Source organism: Thioalkalivibrio sp. ALJ21 (assembly GCF_000378605.1).
Taxonomy (GTDB): domain Bacteria; phylum Pseudomonadota; class Gammaproteobacteria; order Ectothiorhodospirales; family Ectothiorhodospiraceae; genus Thioalkalivibrio.
Map to the genome: position 1 here is coordinate 659,284 of NZ_KB905155.1, position 16,104 is coordinate 675,387.

Sequence of the window (16,104 nt, forward strand, 5' to 3'; positions counted from 1 at the left end):
ACAGGGCATCCATGGCTAAATCCCGGAAGCCGGTCGATTCGGAACTGGACGAAGAACACCTGATGGATGACGGAACCGGCCTGTCGGGTGAGGAGAATCCTGCCGAACACCTCGGCGCGAATGGTGACCCTCTGGTGACTGGAGAGAGTCCCGAAGAGGTCGAAGTCCCGGCCCCGGAAGACGAGAAGGAACTCTCCCCGGAACAGGATGTTCCAGTACGCCCCCGCACACTGCGCGATGCCCGCCCGGCCGAACTCGATGCCATCCAGATCTACCTGCGTGACATTGAATACCGGCCTCTGCTGACTCCCGAGGAAGAGCGCAAGTACGCGCGCCTGGCTCGCGATGGCGATGAATCCGGGCGGCGACGCATGATCGAGTGCAACCTTCGGCTGGTGGTGAAGATCGCGCGGCGCTACCTGAATCGCGGTCTGCCCCTCCTGGACCTGATCGAGGAGGGCAATCTGGGTCTGATGCACGCTGTGGAGAAATTCGATCCCGAACGCGGCTTTCGTTTCTCGACCTACGCGACCTGGTGGATCCGGCAGACGATCGAGCGGGCCCTGATGAACCAGGGGCGCACGATTCGCATCCCGGTGCATGTCAGCAAGGAGCTGCGAATGCACGCGCGGATCGCCCGCAACCTGACCCAGGAGCTGGGTCGCGATCCCACCGAGGAAGAGCTGGCCCAGCGCCTGGGCAAGCCTGTGGCCGAGATCCAGAAGCTGCGGGCGATGTCCGAGCCGTCGACCTCCATGGACCTGCCGCCCGGCCCGGACGGCGAGCGCTCGCTCACGGATATCCTGGCGGACGTGAATGCACAGGAGCCGTCATCGCTGCTGGAGGATCAGGACATTCAGCACCTGGTGGACGAGTGGCTGGGGGAACTGGATTACAAGCAGCGCGAGGTGCTGGTGCGACGCTTCGGGTTGCATGGATTCGAGCGCTCGACCCTTGAGCAGGTGGGGGCCGAGATCGGCGTGACACGGGAACGGGTGCGCCAGATCCAGATGGATGCCTTGAAGCGCCTGCGACGTTTGCTTGAATCGCGCGGGATGAAGGGCGACGAGGTATTGCCCAACTCCTGACGGCGGTGTCCCGTAAGGCCGGGTTCAGTCCCCGCCGTCGATGATCAGGGCGGCCGCCACCTCGCGACCCTCGGCCATGATCAGGTTGTAGGTCCGGCAGGCGGCAGCGGTATCCATGATCTCCACGCCGAATCCCTCGCTGCGCAAATGGCGCCATACAGCCCGGTCCGGAAAGCGTTGTACCTCGCCGGTACCGATCAGCAGCACCTCCGGGGGATGATCGATCACGGGCTGCAGGTGTTCGACCGCCAGCGCGGCGACGGAATCCACCGGCCAGTCCTGCTGCAGTGCATTCGGGCGCACGATCAGGCTGCGGGTATACCCCACCTGGTTGATCCCCACCGCACCCGACTCGTAGCCGGTCACGATGTAGGTCTCTTCGCTGGTGACTTCGGAGAACAGCATGCGCTACACGCTACTCCGCGCGCGAGGCAGGCTCAAGAACAGGCATTTGTAGCCGGGCCAGTTTGCTGCCCGATTCGTTGACAGAGGCGGGCCCGGGTTATACTTTGGCGCGCTTTCCGGTGCGGTATTCAAGGGGATTCCGCGGCGTCTCCCCCGACCTGCTGCCGGCTCGCTTGGCCCAACCAGGACCTGACCTGTGACCGACGTCTTTCCCCGTATCGAGCGCCTCCCGCCCTACGTCTTCAACATCGTGAACCAGTTGAAGGCCGAGGCACGTGCCCGCGGCGAGGACATTATCGACTTCGGCATGGGTAATCCGGATCAGCCGACCCCGCGCCACATCGTCGACAAGCTCTGCGAGGCCGCCCAGCGCGGCGATACGCATCGCTATTCGGTGTCCAAGGGCATTCCGCGGCTGCGCAGGGCGATCACGCGCTGGTACAAGAGCGAATTCGATGTGGAGCTGGACCCGGAGACCGAGGCGATCGTGACCATCGGCTCCAAGGAAGGTCTCGCGCATCTGGCGCTGGCCACCCTGGGTCCCGGGGACGCGGTGCTGGTTCCGAATCCCGCCTATCCGATCCATCCCTATGGCTGCGTGATTGCCGGGGCGGACGTACGCCATGTGCCGCTGACGCCGGACGTCGATTTCTTCGCCGAGCTGGAGCGGGCGATTCAGGATTCCTGGCCCAGGCCGAAGATGCTGATCCTGAACTTCCCGGCCAACCCGACCACGCAGTGTGTGGATCGGGACTTCTTCGAGCGGGTCGTGGCGATCTGCAAGGAGCATGGCATCTGGATCGTGCACGATCTCGCCTATGCGGAGATCAGCTTCGATGGCTACAAGGCCCCGTCGATCCTGGAAGTGCCGGGCGCGAAGGATATCGCGGTCGAGTTTTACACCCTGTCCAAGACCTACAACATGCCGGGCTGGCGAGTCGGTTTCATGTGCGGCAACCCGACGTTGGTAGCCGCACTGGCGCGCATCAAGTCCTATCTGGATTACGGCACCTTCACGCCGATCCAGGTCGCCGCGATCGCCGCGCTGGAGGGTCCGCAGGACTGCGTCGACGAGATTCGCGAGCTTTATCGTTCTCGCCGCGACGTGCTGTGCGAGGGGCTCGGCAAGCTGGGCTGGCATGTGGAGAAGCCGAAGGCGACCATGTTCGTCTGGGCGCCGATCCCGGAGGCCTACCGCGAGATGGGGTCGCTCGAGTTCGCCAAGAAGCTGTTGCGTGATGCCAAGGTCGCGGTTTCGCCGGGCGTTGGCTTCGGCAACTACGGCGACGACTTCGTGCGCTTCAGCCTGATCGAGAACGAACAGCGCACGCGGCAGGCCCTGCGCGGGATCAAGGCCATGTTCCGCGCCGACTCGATCCTGGCCGATGCGACCACCGAGTCGGCCGAGCCGGGGCGCGGCGAGTAGCAATCAGGCATTCATTCGGGCGGTAGCGCCCGCACGCAGACAAGACAAGGCTTTTATGACGCCGGTAAAGATTGGAATCCTGGGGCTGGGCACGGTTGGCTGTGGCACCGTCAATGTGCTGGACCGTAACGGAATCGAGATCGCGCGCCGGGCTGGCCGTGGCATCCAGGTGGTCGCGGCCGCCGCGCGTGATATCAAGCGTGAGCGCGACTGCGATTGCTCGCAGATTCGCCTGACCACGGACCCCGCGGCGGTCGTCAACGACCCGGAGGTTGAGGTCGTCGTCGAACTGATGGGCGGCACCGACCCGGCGCTGAACCTGGTGCTGGCTGCGATCGACGCCGGCAAGCACGTGGTCACCGCGAACAAGGCCCTGATCGCACTGCACGGCAACACCATCTTCCAGCGCGCCCAGGAGAAGGGCGTGATGGTCGCGTTCGAGGCCGCGGTGGCCGGGGGCATCCCGATCATCAAGGCCATCCGCGAGGGCCTGGCCGGCAACCAGATCGAGTGGCTCGCCGGGATTATCAATGGGACCGGCAACTTCATCCTGACGGAGATGCGTGACAAGGGCCGCGACTTCGACGATGTGCTCGCCGAAGCCCAGGCGCTCGGTTATGCCGAGGCCGACCCGACCTTCGACGTGGAGGGCATCGATGCCGCCCACAAGCTGGCGATCCTGGCGTCCATCGCCTTCGGTATCCCGCTGCAGTTCGACCGGGTTGCGGTCGAGGGCATCAGCAATATCACCCGCGAGGACGTCGGTTTCGCCGCCGAACTGGGCTACCGCATCAAGCATCTGGGCATTGCCCGGCGCACCGACAAGGGCTACGAGTTGCGCGTGCACCCGACTCTGATCCCGGAGCGCCGGCTGATCGCCAACGTCGACGGCGTGATGAACGCGGTGCTGGTCAATGCCGACGCGGTGGGCCCGACGCTGTACTACGGCGCGGGTGCCGGTGCCGAGGCCACCGCCTCGGCGGTGGTGGCCGATCTGGTCGACGTCGTGCGCGCCCTGACCACGGACCCCGAGAACCGGGTCCCGCATCTCGCCTTCCAGCCGGATGCTTTGTCGGACAAGCCGGTGCTGGATCTGTCCGAGGTGGAGACGTCCTTTTATCTGCGCCTGCGTACCCAGGACCGTCCGGGCGTGCTGGCCGATATCACCCGTATCCTGGGCGAGCACGGCATTAGTATCGAGGCGATCCTGCAACGCGAGCCGGATGCGGAGCGCGGCGAGGCCACGATCATCATGCTGACGCACAAGGTCCGCGAGGGCGCGATGAACGAGGCGATCGCCGCGCTCGAGGCGCTGGATCACCTGCTAACCCCGATTACTCGTATCCGCATGGAAGCGCTGGGCCGCTAGGCTCCGAGTTTCCTGCGCAACACGCTAAAGAGAACACCATGGCCTTTGGACATCGCTATACCGGACTGATCGAACGTTACCGTGACCGCCTGCCGGTGCACGACGACACGCGCATCATCTCGCTGGGCGAGGGCAACACTCCGCTGATCCGCCTGAACAATATCCCGCGGGACCTGGCGCGCGAGGTCGAGATTTACGTGAAGTTCGAGGGCCTGAACCCGACCGGCTCGTTCAAGGACCGCGGCATGACCATGGCGGTCACCAAGGCCGTGGAAGAAGGCTCGCGCGCGATTGTCTGCGCCTCCACCGGTAACACCTCCGCCGCGGCCGCCGCCTATGCGGCACGCGCCGGGATCACGGCATTCGTCGTCATCCCCGATGGAAAGATCGCGATGGGCAAGCTGGCCCAGGCGATGATGCACGGCGCCACCGTGATCCAGATCGAGGGCAACTTTGACGATGGCATGCGCCTGGTGAAGGAGGTCGCCTCCAACACGCCGGTGACCCTGGTGAACTCGGTCAATCCGTATCGCTTGCAGGGCCAGAAGACCGCGGCCTTCGAGATCGTCGAGGAACTGGGCCGCGCCCCGGATTATCACTGTCTGCCGGTGGGCAATGCGGGTAACATCACCGCGCACTGGATCGGCTACAGCGAAATGGCCGCCAAGAGCAGCGACGACGTGACGGATGCCTGCTCCTATTGCAAGGGCCACTGCAAGTACGCCGGTGGTGGAATGGTGGGTAACCGCCCGCACATGGTCGGCTATCAGGCGGCCGGCTCCGCGCCTTTCATGCGCGGCGCAATGGTCGACGACCCGGACACCGTGGCCACTGCGATCCGCATTGGGCACCCACAGTCCTGGGACATGGCCTGGAAGGTGCGCGAGGAATCTAGCGGCTGGTTCGACGAGTGTCAGGACGACGAGATTCTGGCCGCGCAGAAGCTCCTGGCCGAGAAGGAGGGCGTGTTTTGCGAGCCCGCCTCGGCGGCGTCGTTGGCCGGCGCCCTGCGCGATATCCGCGACGGCAAGATTCGCGAGGGTTCCACCGTGGTGTGCACCCTCACGGGTAACGGCCTGAAGGATCCCGACACGGCCATCGCGCAGAGTGTGGTCCAGCCGACCAAGGTCCCGGCGGAGCTGGACGCGGTCTCCCGCGCGATCCGCGACAACCTCGCCTGAGACCCTTTAACAATCGCAGCGAGCGGCCCCGAAGTGCTCAGGGCTTGCTGCGCAGGTCCAGGTCGTAGAGGGTGTCGCCACCCAGTCGAAAGATCCGGCAGGGTGGGCGCAGGGCCTGATCGAGGGTGTCGATCTCGGGCAGGGTGATGCCGTGGCGCCCGGAGCCGATCAGCATCGGTGCGATCGTCAGATGCAGGCGATCGAGAGTGTCACTGGCGAGAAAGCGCGACACCGTCCGGCCTCCGCCCTCGACCAGCAGTCGATGCAGCCCATGCTCGGCCGCCAGGCGGTCGCGGAGCTCGGGCGGTGGAAAGCGGCCATCGGCATCGACGGGCATCTCCATGCATTCGACGTGGCCGGGCATGTCGCAGGGGCCGTGGCCCTCGGCGTGAACGACCAGCGTTTTCACCTCGCCGTCCTGGAAGACGCGGGCACTGGACCGGATTCGTCCATCCGGGTCGAGGATGACCCGCACCGGATGGACGCCCTCGGCCTTGCGGACGGTGAGACGCGGGTCGTCGGCGACTACGGTGCCGGCACCCACTACGACGCCGTCCACCAACGCACGCAAGCGGTGCAGGTGCTCGATGTCCTCGGGGCCGGTTACATACTGGGAGTGCCCGCTCTGAGTGGCGATGCGGCCGTCCAGGCTCTGGCCCAGTTGCGCGACGGTGATGCTCTCCGCCTCGATGATCGGGCCGTAGAGCTCCAGCAGGTCGTGCGCAGCCGGGGCAAGGGGGCCGGGCAGGGGGCAGCAGCCCGGATCGGCACGCTGGGCCAGCAGCCAGCGCCAGGCCTCTTCCTCGGTCACCGGATAGGCGGTCATGCCTCGAAAACCCGGGTTTCGCGACCCTTTAGGGGTACATGCGATAGGCTTGGGGGAGACGACAGGGGTGACGGGTCGCGGCTGGACAGAGTGGAATTCGCGTCCTGCGGGCTGGTCATAAGAAAAACTCCATTGGGAAGGACCTGATGCACAACGCCGATCGTGGGATTTTCGACCTTCGCCGGGGCCATCCGGTTTTGCTGAGCGGCGAGCAGTCCAGCGTACTGGTTGCTGCCGTTGAAGGTCTGACCCCGGTGTTGCTGGATCGCCTGACGCATATGACCGGCGGCCGCCCCCGTCTGATTCTAACGCCCCACCGCGCGTCCGCAATGGGCTGGCCGCAACCACTGGCCGAGGGATGGGAAGGCGTGGCGCTGGAGTTTGCGCCCGGAACGGACCCCGAGGCACTGTTTACCCTGGCCAGTGCGCCTGAGGCCTCTAACGAGGGCGAGCACCCGACCCACGCGCTGGACCAGGCGGACGTTCGGCCCGCCGAGCCCGCGGAAGTCGCGGCGCTGGAGCTGGCCCGCGCCGGTCGTCTGCTGCCGGCCGTCGTATCGGCGCGCGTGCCCGAACCCGTACCCGAGGCCATCCACTCGGCGCTGGCCGACGGGATGTTCCTGGACGTGGACGAGCGCGAGGCACGAGCGGTCGCACATCACCCACGCCTGGAACTGGCCTACGTGAGCGAGGCCCCGGTACCCCTGGCCGATGCCCCGGTGACCCGCTTCATGCTGTTCCGGGAGGGGAACGGGATCCTGGAACACGTGGCGGTGGTCATCGGCGAGCCGAACGAATGGCCGGAGGCCGTCCCGGTACGGCTGCATTCGGCCTGCCTGACGGGCGATCTGTTTGGCAGCCTGCGCTGTGACTGCGGCGATCAGTTGCGTCTCGGTGTGAAGACGATCAACGAGAGTGGTGGCGGGGTGCTGCTGTATCTGGCCCAGGAAGGGCGGGGCATCGGCCTGGCCAACAAGCTGCGCGCCTACACCATGCAGACGGCAGGTCTGGACACGATCGATTCCGACTGCCAACTGGGCTTCGAGGCCGATGGACGCCGCTACGATGCAGCCGTGGAGATGCTGGAGTTTCTCGGCATCGACACGGTGCGCGTGCTGACCAACAACCCCGCGAAGATCGAGGCGCTGCGCGCCGGGGGGATCCAGGTGGTGGCCCGCGAGCCCGTCCACGGCACCCTCAATCCCCACAATCTGCGCTATCTCAGTACCAAGGCGGACCGCGGCGGCCACTGGTTGCAGGAACTGCTGGCCTCGGAGGCGGAGCGAGGCTGAACGGGCCGCCTGCCACCAAGGGGGTGGATATCCGTCAGATCAGCTTCAGGTCACTGCGGGCCCGCACGATCTTGCGCAGGGCAATCAGATAGGCCGCCGTGCGGTAATCCAGCACCGCTCCATTGCTCTCTACTTCGCGGGTCTCGTACATCTCGCGGAAGGCCTCGCGCATCGTGTCGTCGAGGCCGGAGCGGACCAGGTCGATCTCTTCCGCGCCGCGCACGATGGATTCGCGTATCCAGTCCGGCAGCTTGTGGTCCGTGGACATCTCGATGGCGGTGACCAGATGCTGGCCCTGAGACTGGTCATAGCGCCGCTCGAGCCGTCCGAAGCGCATGTGGGCAAGGTTGCGCACCCATTCGAAATACGAGACCACGACCCCGCCGGCGTTGACGAAGACATCGGGCAGGATGGTGATGCCGCGGTCCTGCAGGATTCGGTCGGCTTCGAAGGTCACTGGCCCGTTCGCGGCCTCCGCGATCAGCCGGGCCTGGATGTTGGGTGCATTCTCGCGATGGATCGCGCCCTCTAGCGCCGCCGGAATCAGGATGTCGCATTCGCGCTCCATGATCCGGTTGCCATTGCGCTCGAATTCCACGCCGGCGAAGCCTTCCATGGTTCCGGAGCGGCGTACGTAGTCGTTCAGGGCGTCGACATCGATCCCGTCCTCGCAGTAGACACCGCCATCACTCTTGATGACCCCGACGATCTTCGCGTGGTCGTCGTTCTGCAGGAAATGCGCGGCGTGATAGCCCACATTGCCAAAGCCCTGCACGATGATGCGCTGGTCGCCCAGGCCGCCTTCCAGCCCCGCCTCGCGTGCGGCATTGCCCTCACGGAAAAAGGCCTGCAAGGCGTACTGCACGCCGCGCCCGGTGGCCTCCAGGCGCCCGCGCATACCACCCAGGTCGACGGGCTTGCCGGTCACGGCGGCGCTGTGGTTCACGTCCTCCGGGTGGCGTTCGCGATAGGTCTCCATGATCCAGGCCATCTCGCGCTGCGAGGTCCCGACGTCCGGCGCCGGCACGTTCTGGGCGGGGCTGATGTAGTCGCGCTGGATCAGTTCGTGGGCGAAACGGCGGGTGATCCGCTCCATCTCCCACTCGTCATACTGGCGTGGATCGATACGCAGCCCGCCCTTGGAACCCCCGAACGGGATATCCACGATCGCGCATTTGTACGTCATCAGGGCGGCCAGGGCCTCTGCATGTTCCTGGTCCATGGTGGGGGAGAACCGCAGCCCCCCCTTGACCGGGAGACGGTGGGAGGAGTGAACGGCACGCCAGCCGGTAAAGACCTCGATGCGGTCGCGAAAGCGGATCGGAAAGCTCACCTGGATGACCGAGTCGCAGGCCTTGATTGCATCCATCGCACCTTCGGGCAACTCGAGGAAATGCATGGCGCGATCGACCATGTGTGAGACACTGTCCAGAAAGGTTTCCGGCGTTTCGTTTTCCGACATGCGTATTCATCCCTTGGCATTCCGGGCACCACCCGCAGGGCGGGGGGCGCCGTGACTGAATCGTTGCGTTTTCCCGATCCGCGTTTTTCGGTGGCGCCGATGATGGACTGGACCGACTCCTGGTGCCGGCGTTTCCATCGGCTGCTGACCCGGCGCGCGCTGTTGTACACCGAAATGGTACACGCCAACGCGGTGATCCACGGCGATCGCGACCGGCTGCTGGGCCATGTCGCGGCGGAACACCCGCTGGCGCTGCAGCTAGGTGGATCGGATCCCGACACGCTCGCTCAGGCCGCCCGCATCGCGGCAGAGCGAGGCTTCGACGAGATCAACCTGAACGTCGGCTGTCCCTCCGACCGTGTACAGTCGGGCACGTTCGGCGCCTGCCTGATGGCGCAGCCGGAGCAGGTGGCCCGGATGGTGCGCGCGATGCAGGATGCCGTCGACGTTCCGGTGACCGTCAAGCATCGTATCGGGATTGACGAACAGGATTCCGAGGCCGATCTGCGCAACTTTGTCGAAACCGTGGCGCGAGCCGGCTGCCGGCATTTCATCGTGCATGCGCGCAAGGCGTGGCTGCAAGGCCTGAGCCCCAAGGACAATCGCGATGTTCCGCCGCTCGACTACGAGCGCGTATTCCGGCTGAAGGCGGAATTCCCGGAATTGACCATCGTGCTGAATGGCGGCCTGGACGATGTCCGTACAGCACACGGCTATCTCGAGCGAGTGAACGGGGTGATGTTTGGGCGGCTGGCCTACCACCAGCCCTGGGTACTGTCCGAGGTCGACCGGTTGTATTTCGACGGGCCCGGCGCGGTGACGCGCGAGGCCGTGCTGCAGGGTCTGGTCGACATGGCCCGCGAGATGCGCGCCAAGGGCGTACCGCTGGCGCGGCTCACACGGCATGTGCTGGGGTTGTTTCACGGCGAGCCGGGGGCGCGCCAGTGGCGGCGTATCCTGACTGAGGGTGCGCACCGGGCGGATGCCGGACCGGAGCTGATCGAGCGTGCGGCGGAGCCATGCCTGCGCGCCTGTGCCTGATTGATTGCTAGTTCGGGCCGTCAGCGGGCTCGAGCCAGCCTTCCTCCAGCCCGTCGTGAAGCATGTCGTGAACCGCCGGCCACTGGTGTTCCCACTGCTCGGGATTGACGATCTCCGTCGCACACAGCTGTTCCAGATCCCCTGGAGCCAGGCCGTATGCCGGATAGCTGTGGCCGGCGGCGCAGAGGACCGGCCCGGCCGGTGTCTGCAGCCAGTGGCGCCGAATATCCGGGTGAACACGGCACTCCCTCGCTGTGGCGAGGGGATCACCTGTATGCAGTTCGACGTTCCCCGCCGGGCGGCTCAGGAAGCGCCCAAGGAAGACATCCAGTTCCGTGTCGTCGGCAGCGAGCATCTCGCGCAGGATCTCACGCAGTCGGGTGAGGTCGTGTGATGGCAGTTCGCTCGCGTAGGCGGACACCGGGCGCTGGGGATCGCTGTATCGGGGTGCTTCGCCAACCCGGTTGGCCCGTTCCTCCAGGAACCCGGTCAGCAGGTCGAGGTAGGTCGGGGCCCGAAAACCGATCGACCAGGTCATGCACTGGTCATCCAGTGAAAGGCCGTAGTGGGGCAGGTTGGGGGGCAGGTAGAGCAGGTCGCCGGGTTCAAGATCCCAGCTCTCGCTTGGTTCAAACTCGCGCAGGATCGCCAGCGGCAGGTCGTCGTGGCAGTCCAGCGGTCCCGGTGGTGACTGGATCTGCCAGCGCCGCCGCCCGGCCGCCTGGAACAGAAAGACATCGTAGGCATCGACATGGGGCCCGACCGAGCCGTCGGGTGCCGCGTAGGAGATCATCAGGTCGTCCCGGCGCCAGCGCGGGACAAAGTCGAACCGGGACAGGAAGTCGTGCCCTCCGGGCCAGAAGCGCTCGACATCGCTGATCAGCAGCGTCCAGGCGCGATCGGGCAGGGAGGCGAAGCGATCTTCCTCGAACGGGCCGTATTCGACTGCCCAGTCGCCGTGATCGGTGTCGCCGAGTACGAGCCGGGCGCTGGCATCCGGATCACAGGCGAGCCCGGCCAGATCGTCGGGCTCGAGGGGGTTGGCGAAGCCCGATACTGCGCCGCGTACAAGCAGCGGCTTTTGTTGCCAGTAGTCGCGCAGAAACTCCGCCGGTGAGAGCCCGCCCAGTAGCTCCAGGCCCTGATTCGGGTCTTGGGCGGGCACGCCTTACTCGTCGCGAGCCAGCTGGCTGGCGATCCCGGTGTAGCGTCCCGGGGTCAGCGCGCGCAGGCGCTGTTTGGCCTCGTCCGGGATCTCCAGGCCGTCGATGAACTCGACCAGCGCCTGCGGCTTGATGCGCTGGCCACGGGTCAGGGCCTTCAGTTTTTCGTAGGGAGAATCGACCCCGTAGCGGCGCATCACCGTCTGCACCGCCTCGCCCAGCACCTCCCAGTTCTGGTCGAGATCCTCGTCCAGCCGGCCGGGTTCGATCTCCAGCTTGCCCAGACCACGCTGGAAGGCCTTGTAGGCGATCAGCGACCAGGCGAAGCCCATGCCGATGTTGCGCAGCACGGTCGAATCGGTCAGGTCACGCTGAAAGCGCGAGACCGGGAGCTTGTTCGCCAGGTGATCGAACACGGCATTGGCGAGACCGAGGTTGCCTTCCGCGTTCTCGAAATCGATCGGATTGACCTTGTGCGGCATGGTCGAGGAACCGACCTCGCCGGCCACTACCTTCTGCTTGAAATAGCCCAGCGAGATGTAGCCCCAGATGTCGCGCGAGGCATCCAGCAGGATCGTGTTCAGGCGCATGAAGGCATGGAACAGCTCGGCCAGGAAGTCGTGCGGCTCGATCTGGGTGGTGTGGGTATTGGGGACCAGCCCAAGGCTTTCCACCATGCGCCGCGAGAGCGACGGCCAGTCCACCTCCGGGTAGGCCGCGTAGTGGGCATTGAAGTTGCCCACCGCACCGTTGATCTTGCCCAGGCACTCGTTGGCGGCGATCGCGGCGCGCTGCCGCTCCAGACGGTGGACCACGTTGGCCAGTTCCTTGCCCATGGTCGTGGGCGAGGCCGGCTGTCCGTGCGTCCGGGCCAGCAGGGGCTGATCGGCGAAGCGCTGTGCCAGCTCGCGCAGCGGCTCCAGCACCGCATCGAGCGCTGGCAGCATCACGTGATTGCGCGCCTCGCGGACCATCACCCCGTAGGCGAGGTTGTTGATGTCCTCGGAGGTGCAGGCGAAGTGCACGAACTCGATCTGGCTTTGCAGATCGGAACGGCCGCGCATTTGCTCCTTGATGTAGTACTCGATGGCCTTGACGTCGTGATTGGTCGTGGCCTCGATCTCCTTCACCCGGGCACCCGCGACCTCGTCGAATTCCAGGGCGATCTCGTCCAGAAAGGCCTCCGCCTCGGCGGTTAGCGGCGGGACCTCGGGGATAGCGGGCTCGGCGGCCAGGGCCTTGAGCCAGGCTATTTCCACCCGCACCCGGGCCTGCATCAGACCCTGTTCGGAAAAATAGGGGGCCAGATCGCGGGTGTGCCGGGCATAGCGGCCATCGACGGGACTGATCGCGGACAGGGGGCTCAGGGACATGATGCACTCGAGTCGGAATGGATGGGGTCCGTCAGGGGGCGTGGGTCATGTGTCCTGCGGACGGTCGATTGACGCGGCGCAGTATAATACAAAGCTACGCTCGATCATTTGGAGGAGTGCATGTCGAAGTCCCCGACCCGCCAGGAGCAGGACAGCCTCGGACCGGTGGAAGTCCCCAGGGATGCCCTGTGGGGTGCCCAGACCCAGCGCGCCATCGACAACTTTCAGATCGCCGGCCGGCCCATGCCGCAGGTGTTCATTCGGGCCCTCGCGCTGACCAAGGCGGCCTGTGCGGAGGCCAACCAGGAACTGGGGCAGCTCCCGGACGGTGTGGCCAGCGCGATTGTGGCGGCGGCCGAGGCGGTCGCTGCGGGGGAGCATTCAGATGCCTTCCCGGTCGACGTCTATCAGACGGGTTCGGGCACCAGCAGCAACATGAACATGAACGAGGTGCTCGCGCGGATCGCATCGGGTAGGGGGGAAGAGGTCCATCCGAACGATCACGTCAATCGCTCGCAGAGCTCCAACGACGTGATCCCGACCGCGCTGCATGTCTCTGCGGCGCTGGCGCTGGAACAGGAACTGGTGCCTGCGCTGCGCCACCTGATTGCCACGATCGCCCGGCGCGAGCGCGAGGTGGGAGCCCTGGTCAAGACTGGACGCACCCACCTGATGGATGCGATGCCTGTGACCCTGGGACAGGAACTCTCCGGCTGGCGCCGCCAGCTGGAACTGGACGTGGATCGTCTGGAACATACCCGCGTGCGTATTCAGCGTCTGGCCATCGGCGCGACGGCGGTGGGCACCGGTATCAATGCACCTCCGGCGTTCGGGGAGCGTGTGACACGCCGCCTGGCCGAGCGAACCGGCCTTTCGTTTGTGCATGAGGGCAATGGCTTTGCGGCGCTGGCCAGTCAGGACAGCGCGGTGGAGCTTTCGGGCCAGTTGCGGACCGTTGCCGTGGGGCTGACCAAGATCGCGAACGACCTGCGCTGGATGAACTCCGGTCCCCTGGCGGGGCTGGGGGAAATCGCCCTGCCGGCCCTGCAACCCGGCAGCTCGATCATGCCGGGCAAGGTGAACCCGGTGATCCCGGAGGCCGTGATCATGGCCTCGCAACAGGTGACCGGTCTGGATGCGGCGATCGCGGCCGCCGGCGCCGGGGGCAATTTCCAGCTGAACGTTGGCCTCCCGCTGATTGCTGACAACCTGTTGACTCAGATGGGCCTGCTGGCACGGGCCTCCAAGCATCTGGCGGATCGAGCAATCGCGGGCTTCACCGTGAACGAGGACAACCTGCGGGCCGCGCTGGACCGTAATCCGATCCTGGTAACGGCCCTGAATGCCGAGATCGGATACGAGGCCGGCGCGCGTATCGCCAAGGAAGCCTACGCCACCGGGCGGCCAATCCTGGACGTTGCGGCGGAACGCACGGATATCCCGCGCGAGCGGCTGCAAGCGCTGCTGGATCCGGCGCAACTGACGGGCCCGGAGAGTGCAGGCGGATAAGGCTTACCCAGTGCGCGGGAGGCGGGCCTGGTCCTGGAGGAGGGCATGGAAGTCATCAAAGGCCATGGGGCGCGCAAAGAAGTAGCCTTGTGCCTCGTTGCAGCCGAATTCTCGCAGGATTTCGGCCTGGCGCTCGGTTTCGACGCCTTCGGCGATGATGTTCAGGCCCAGGGTATGCGCCATCTGGACGATGGCCTGGACAATCCGCGCGTCGCTGTCGCTGCGCTCGAGGTCCTGGACGAAAGAACGGTCGATCTTGAGGGTATCCGCCGGGAGTTTCTTCAGCTGAATCAGCGAGGCATGGCCGGTACCGAAATCGTCCACAGCCAGCCGCATGCCGATCTCGCGTAGACGCCCGAACATACGGGCAGCGCCTTTCGGGTCATCCATGATGGTGGTTTCGGTCAGTTCCAGCTCGATGCACTCGGGCGCGACGTTCGCGGCCTGCAGGATGGCGTGAAAGTCTCCGGCGAGGTCGGGCTGGCGTAGCTGTCGTGCGGAGACGTTGATGGCGACACGGAAGGCGTGATCCCGGCCCTGCGAGGGCAGTCGCTTGAGGTCCTGGCAGACCTGGCGTAGCACCCACTCCCCAATGGCCTCGATCAGGGTCATGTCCTCCGCCAGCTCGATGAAGTGGCTGGGGGGCAACAGCCCAAGCTTCGGGTGCTGCCAGCGGATCAGCGCCTCTGCGCCGAGGATATCGCCGGTATGCAGGTCGACCTTTGGCTGGTAGTGCAGGACCAGTTGATCTTGCTCAATGGCGGTCCCCAGTTCCTTTTCCAGCTCGAAATGGTGAAAGGTCCGGGAATTCAGGTCCTGGGTGTAGAAGCGGAAGCCGTTGCGGCCACGTTGCTTCGCCTCGTACATGGCCGCATCGGCATTGCTGAGCAGGACATCGGAGTCTTCTCCGTCGTAGGGGAATACGGCGATCCCGCAGGACGCGCTGGTCACCACCGGCCGATCGAAGATCGTCCGTTCCACCGCGGTTGTGCGCACAACGTCGGTGACCAGTCTTACACAGCCCTCGAGACCCTGTAGATCCTCCACCAGAATGCCGAACTCGTCGCCCCCCAGGCGCGACAGGGTCGCGCGCAAGGGACGACCCGAGCGGTCGCGACTGCGATCCAGCAGTTTTCCGAGATCCTGCGCCACCTTGCGGATCAGCTCGTCGCCGGCGCGATGGCCGAGCGAGTCGTTCAGGCGTTTGAAGTTGTCCAGGTCCAGCAGAATCAACGCGATGTGATGATCGGTTCCCTGGTGGCGGTGAATGGCTTGCGACAGGCGATCACTGAACAGCATCCGGTTGGGGAGGTTGGTCAGCGAGTCGTGCGACTGGTGATGAAGCAGTTCGCGTGACTGGTGCTCGGTAATCCGCTGCAAGGCCTTCTGCCGACGGTCCATCATCTGGAAGAGATCGGCACTCTCCAGGGCATAGGCGGTGTTGAACAGCACCATGGTCAGGGTCGAGAGGGTCATCTCGTGGCGCTGGAGGTCGTTCTGGCGAAAGCGGGCGGCAAACATGCCGCGAATGCGGGTGCGGGTCGAGATGACATGGAGCAACACGCTCTCGCCCTCGAAGCGCGAAGGCAGACAGACGGGATGATTCTGATGCAGCGCCCAGGAGAAGGTACCTTCCTGAATCAGATCCTCGACGGCATCCGCGAGGTCGTATTCATCCTCTTGAGGATGCTGTTGATAGGCGAGATCAAACGATGACTCGCCGTCGAGGATGTAGACGGCCATGTCGCGGGCCGGCAGCAGACGCCGGATGGATTCCAGACTGCTCTGGATGATCAGGTCGGGGCTGCGATTGCGGTCGGTGTCGCCAAAGATCGCGGTGGTCGAGGCGAGCACGTCCATCGCGTAGGCATTCGCCTCCAGCGCTTCCTCGAGGAAACGGATGCGCTCGTGCAGCGCATTGACCTCTTCAGGTGTTTTGTACGAAGGGCTCATGCCGGGTCGTCCTTTA

At 65.3% G+C, this 16,104-nt stretch carries 13 protein-coding genes; 7 read left to right on the plus strand and 6 right to left on the minus strand.

The window, feature by feature from the left end; all coding sequences use genetic code 11:
• Positions 1–11: 11 nt before the first annotated feature.
• A complete protein-coding gene (gene rpoS / locus F579_RS0103070) occupies positions 12–1,088 on the plus strand; it encodes an RNA polymerase sigma factor RpoS (protein ID WP_019024318.1) in 1,077 nt (358 codons plus the stop codon).
• Positions 1,089–1,112: 24 nt separating this feature from the next.
• Here the strand turns inward: rpoS and F579_RS0103075 are convergent, their stop codons facing one another.
• Positions 1,113–1,493, minus strand: coding sequence for an Mth938-like domain-containing protein (locus tag F579_RS0103075; RefSeq protein ID WP_019024317.1), 381 nt, complete (start codon positions 1,491–1,493; stop codon positions 1,113–1,115).
• Between the two features lie 196 nt (positions 1,494–1,689).
• Here F579_RS0103075 and alaC point away from each other — a divergent pair, with 196 nt between their 5' ends.
• Genes alaC through thrC form a run of 3 tightly spaced genes read left to right on the plus strand, consistent with a single transcriptional unit; the run spans position 1,690 to position 5,469 of the window.
• Positions 1,690–2,919 (plus strand): alanine transaminase, encoded by a 1,230-nt coding sequence (gene alaC, locus F579_RS0103080; RefSeq protein WP_019024316.1) that lies wholly within the window; start codon positions 1,690–1,692, stop codon positions 2,917–2,919.
• Positions 2,920–2,974: 55 nt separating this feature from the next.
• Complete coding sequence (locus F579_RS0103085; protein ID WP_018993894.1) at positions 2,975–4,288, plus strand: homoserine dehydrogenase; 1,314 nt, start codon at positions 2,975–2,977, stop codon at positions 4,286–4,288.
• A 38-nt stretch (positions 4,289–4,326) separates the two neighbouring features.
• Positions 4,327–5,469 carry a threonine synthase gene (gene thrC / locus F579_RS0103090; protein WP_019024315.1) on the plus strand — a complete coding sequence of 381 codons (1,143 nt, stop codon included), beginning with the start codon at positions 4,327–4,329 and terminating at the stop codon, positions 5,467–5,469.
• 37 nt (positions 5,470–5,506) lie between these two features.
• On the opposite strand, the gene F579_RS0103095 is transcribed toward thrC, so the two are convergent.
• Positions 5,507–6,295, minus strand: coding sequence for a RibD family protein (locus tag F579_RS0103095; protein WP_019024314.1), 789 nt, complete (start codon positions 6,293–6,295; stop codon positions 5,507–5,509).
• Between the two features lie 146 nt (positions 6,296–6,441).
• Between F579_RS0103095 and ribA the strand changes: the two genes are divergently transcribed.
• Positions 6,442–7,587, plus strand: a complete 1,146-nt coding sequence (gene ribA, locus F579_RS0103100) for a GTP cyclohydrolase II RibA (protein WP_018139403.1) — start codon at positions 6,442–6,444, stop codon at positions 7,585–7,587.
• A gap of 34 nt (positions 7,588–7,621) precedes the next feature.
• Here the strand turns inward: ribA and F579_RS0103105 are convergent, their stop codons facing one another.
• Positions 7,622–9,049 (minus strand): Glu/Leu/Phe/Val dehydrogenase, encoded by a 1,428-nt coding sequence (locus tag F579_RS0103105; protein WP_019024313.1) that lies wholly within the window; start codon positions 9,047–9,049, stop codon positions 7,622–7,624.
• 63 nt (positions 9,050–9,112) lie between these two features.
• Here F579_RS0103105 and dusA point away from each other — a divergent pair, with 63 nt between their 5' ends.
• On the plus strand, positions 9,113–10,090 hold the full coding sequence (dusA, locus tag F579_RS0103110; protein ID WP_019024312.1) for a tRNA dihydrouridine(20/20a) synthase DusA: 978 nt from the start codon (positions 9,113–9,115) through the stop codon (positions 10,088–10,090).
• Positions 10,091–10,097: 7 nt separating this feature from the next.
• On the opposite strand, the gene F579_RS0103115 is transcribed toward dusA, so the two are convergent.
• The gene (locus F579_RS0103115) at positions 10,098–11,255 is read right to left on the minus strand and encodes a cupin domain-containing protein (RefSeq protein WP_019024311.1); all 1,158 of its coding nucleotides are present in this window, start codon (positions 11,253–11,255) and stop codon (positions 10,098–10,100) included.
• A 3-nt stretch (positions 11,256–11,258) separates the two neighbouring features.
• The gene (gene purB, locus F579_RS0103120) at positions 11,259–12,626 is read right to left on the minus strand and encodes an adenylosuccinate lyase (RefSeq protein WP_019024310.1); all 1,368 of its coding nucleotides are present in this window, start codon (positions 12,624–12,626) and stop codon (positions 11,259–11,261) included.
• A 120-nt stretch (positions 12,627–12,746) separates the two neighbouring features.
• On the opposite strand from purB, the gene F579_RS0103125 reads away from it, so the two are divergent.
• Complete coding sequence (locus tag F579_RS0103125) at positions 12,747–14,135, plus strand: lyase family protein (protein WP_019024309.1); 1,389 nt, start codon at positions 12,747–12,749, stop codon at positions 14,133–14,135.
• A 3-nt stretch (positions 14,136–14,138) separates the two neighbouring features.
• Here the strand turns inward: F579_RS0103125 and F579_RS0103130 are convergent, their stop codons facing one another.
• A complete protein-coding gene (locus F579_RS0103130) occupies positions 14,139–16,088 on the minus strand; it encodes a bifunctional diguanylate cyclase/phosphodiesterase (protein WP_019024308.1) in 1,950 nt (649 codons plus the stop codon).
• Positions 16,089–16,104 lie beyond the last annotated feature (16 nt).

Bases quoted from the DNA above. Each gene is read 5' to 3' on its own strand.
- F579_RS0103095 (WP_019024314.1), bottom strand. From the start codon at position 6,295: ATGACCGCCTATCCGGTGACCGAGGAAGAGGCCTGGCGCTGGCTGCTG.
- ribA (WP_018139403.1), top strand. From the start codon at position 6,442: ATGCACAACGCCGATCGTGGGATTTTCGACCTTCGCCGGGGCCATCCG.
- F579_RS0103105 (WP_019024313.1), bottom strand. From the start codon at position 9,049: ATGTCGGAAAACGAAACGCCGGAAACCTTTCTGGACAGTGTCTCACAC.
- purB (WP_019024310.1), bottom strand. From the start codon at position 12,626: ATGTCCCTGAGCCCCCTGTCCGCGATCAGTCCCGTCGATGGCCGCTAT.
- F579_RS0103125 (WP_019024309.1), top strand. From the start codon at position 12,747: ATGTCGAAGTCCCCGACCCGCCAGGAGCAGGACAGCCTCGGACCGGTG.
- F579_RS0103075 (WP_019024317.1), bottom strand. From the start codon at position 1,493: ATGCTGTTCTCCGAAGTCACCAGCGAAGAGACCTACATCGTGACCGGC.
- F579_RS0103085 (WP_018993894.1), top strand. From the start codon at position 2,975: ATGACGCCGGTAAAGATTGGAATCCTGGGGCTGGGCACGGTTGGCTGT.
- F579_RS0103130 (WP_019024308.1), bottom strand. From the start codon at position 16,088: ATGAGCCCTTCGTACAAAACACCTGAAGAGGTCAATGCGCTGCACGAG.
- thrC (WP_019024315.1), top strand. From the start codon at position 4,327: ATGGCCTTTGGACATCGCTATACCGGACTGATCGAACGTTACCGTGAC.
- rpoS (WP_019024318.1), top strand. From the start codon at position 12: ATGGCTAAATCCCGGAAGCCGGTCGATTCGGAACTGGACGAAGAACAC.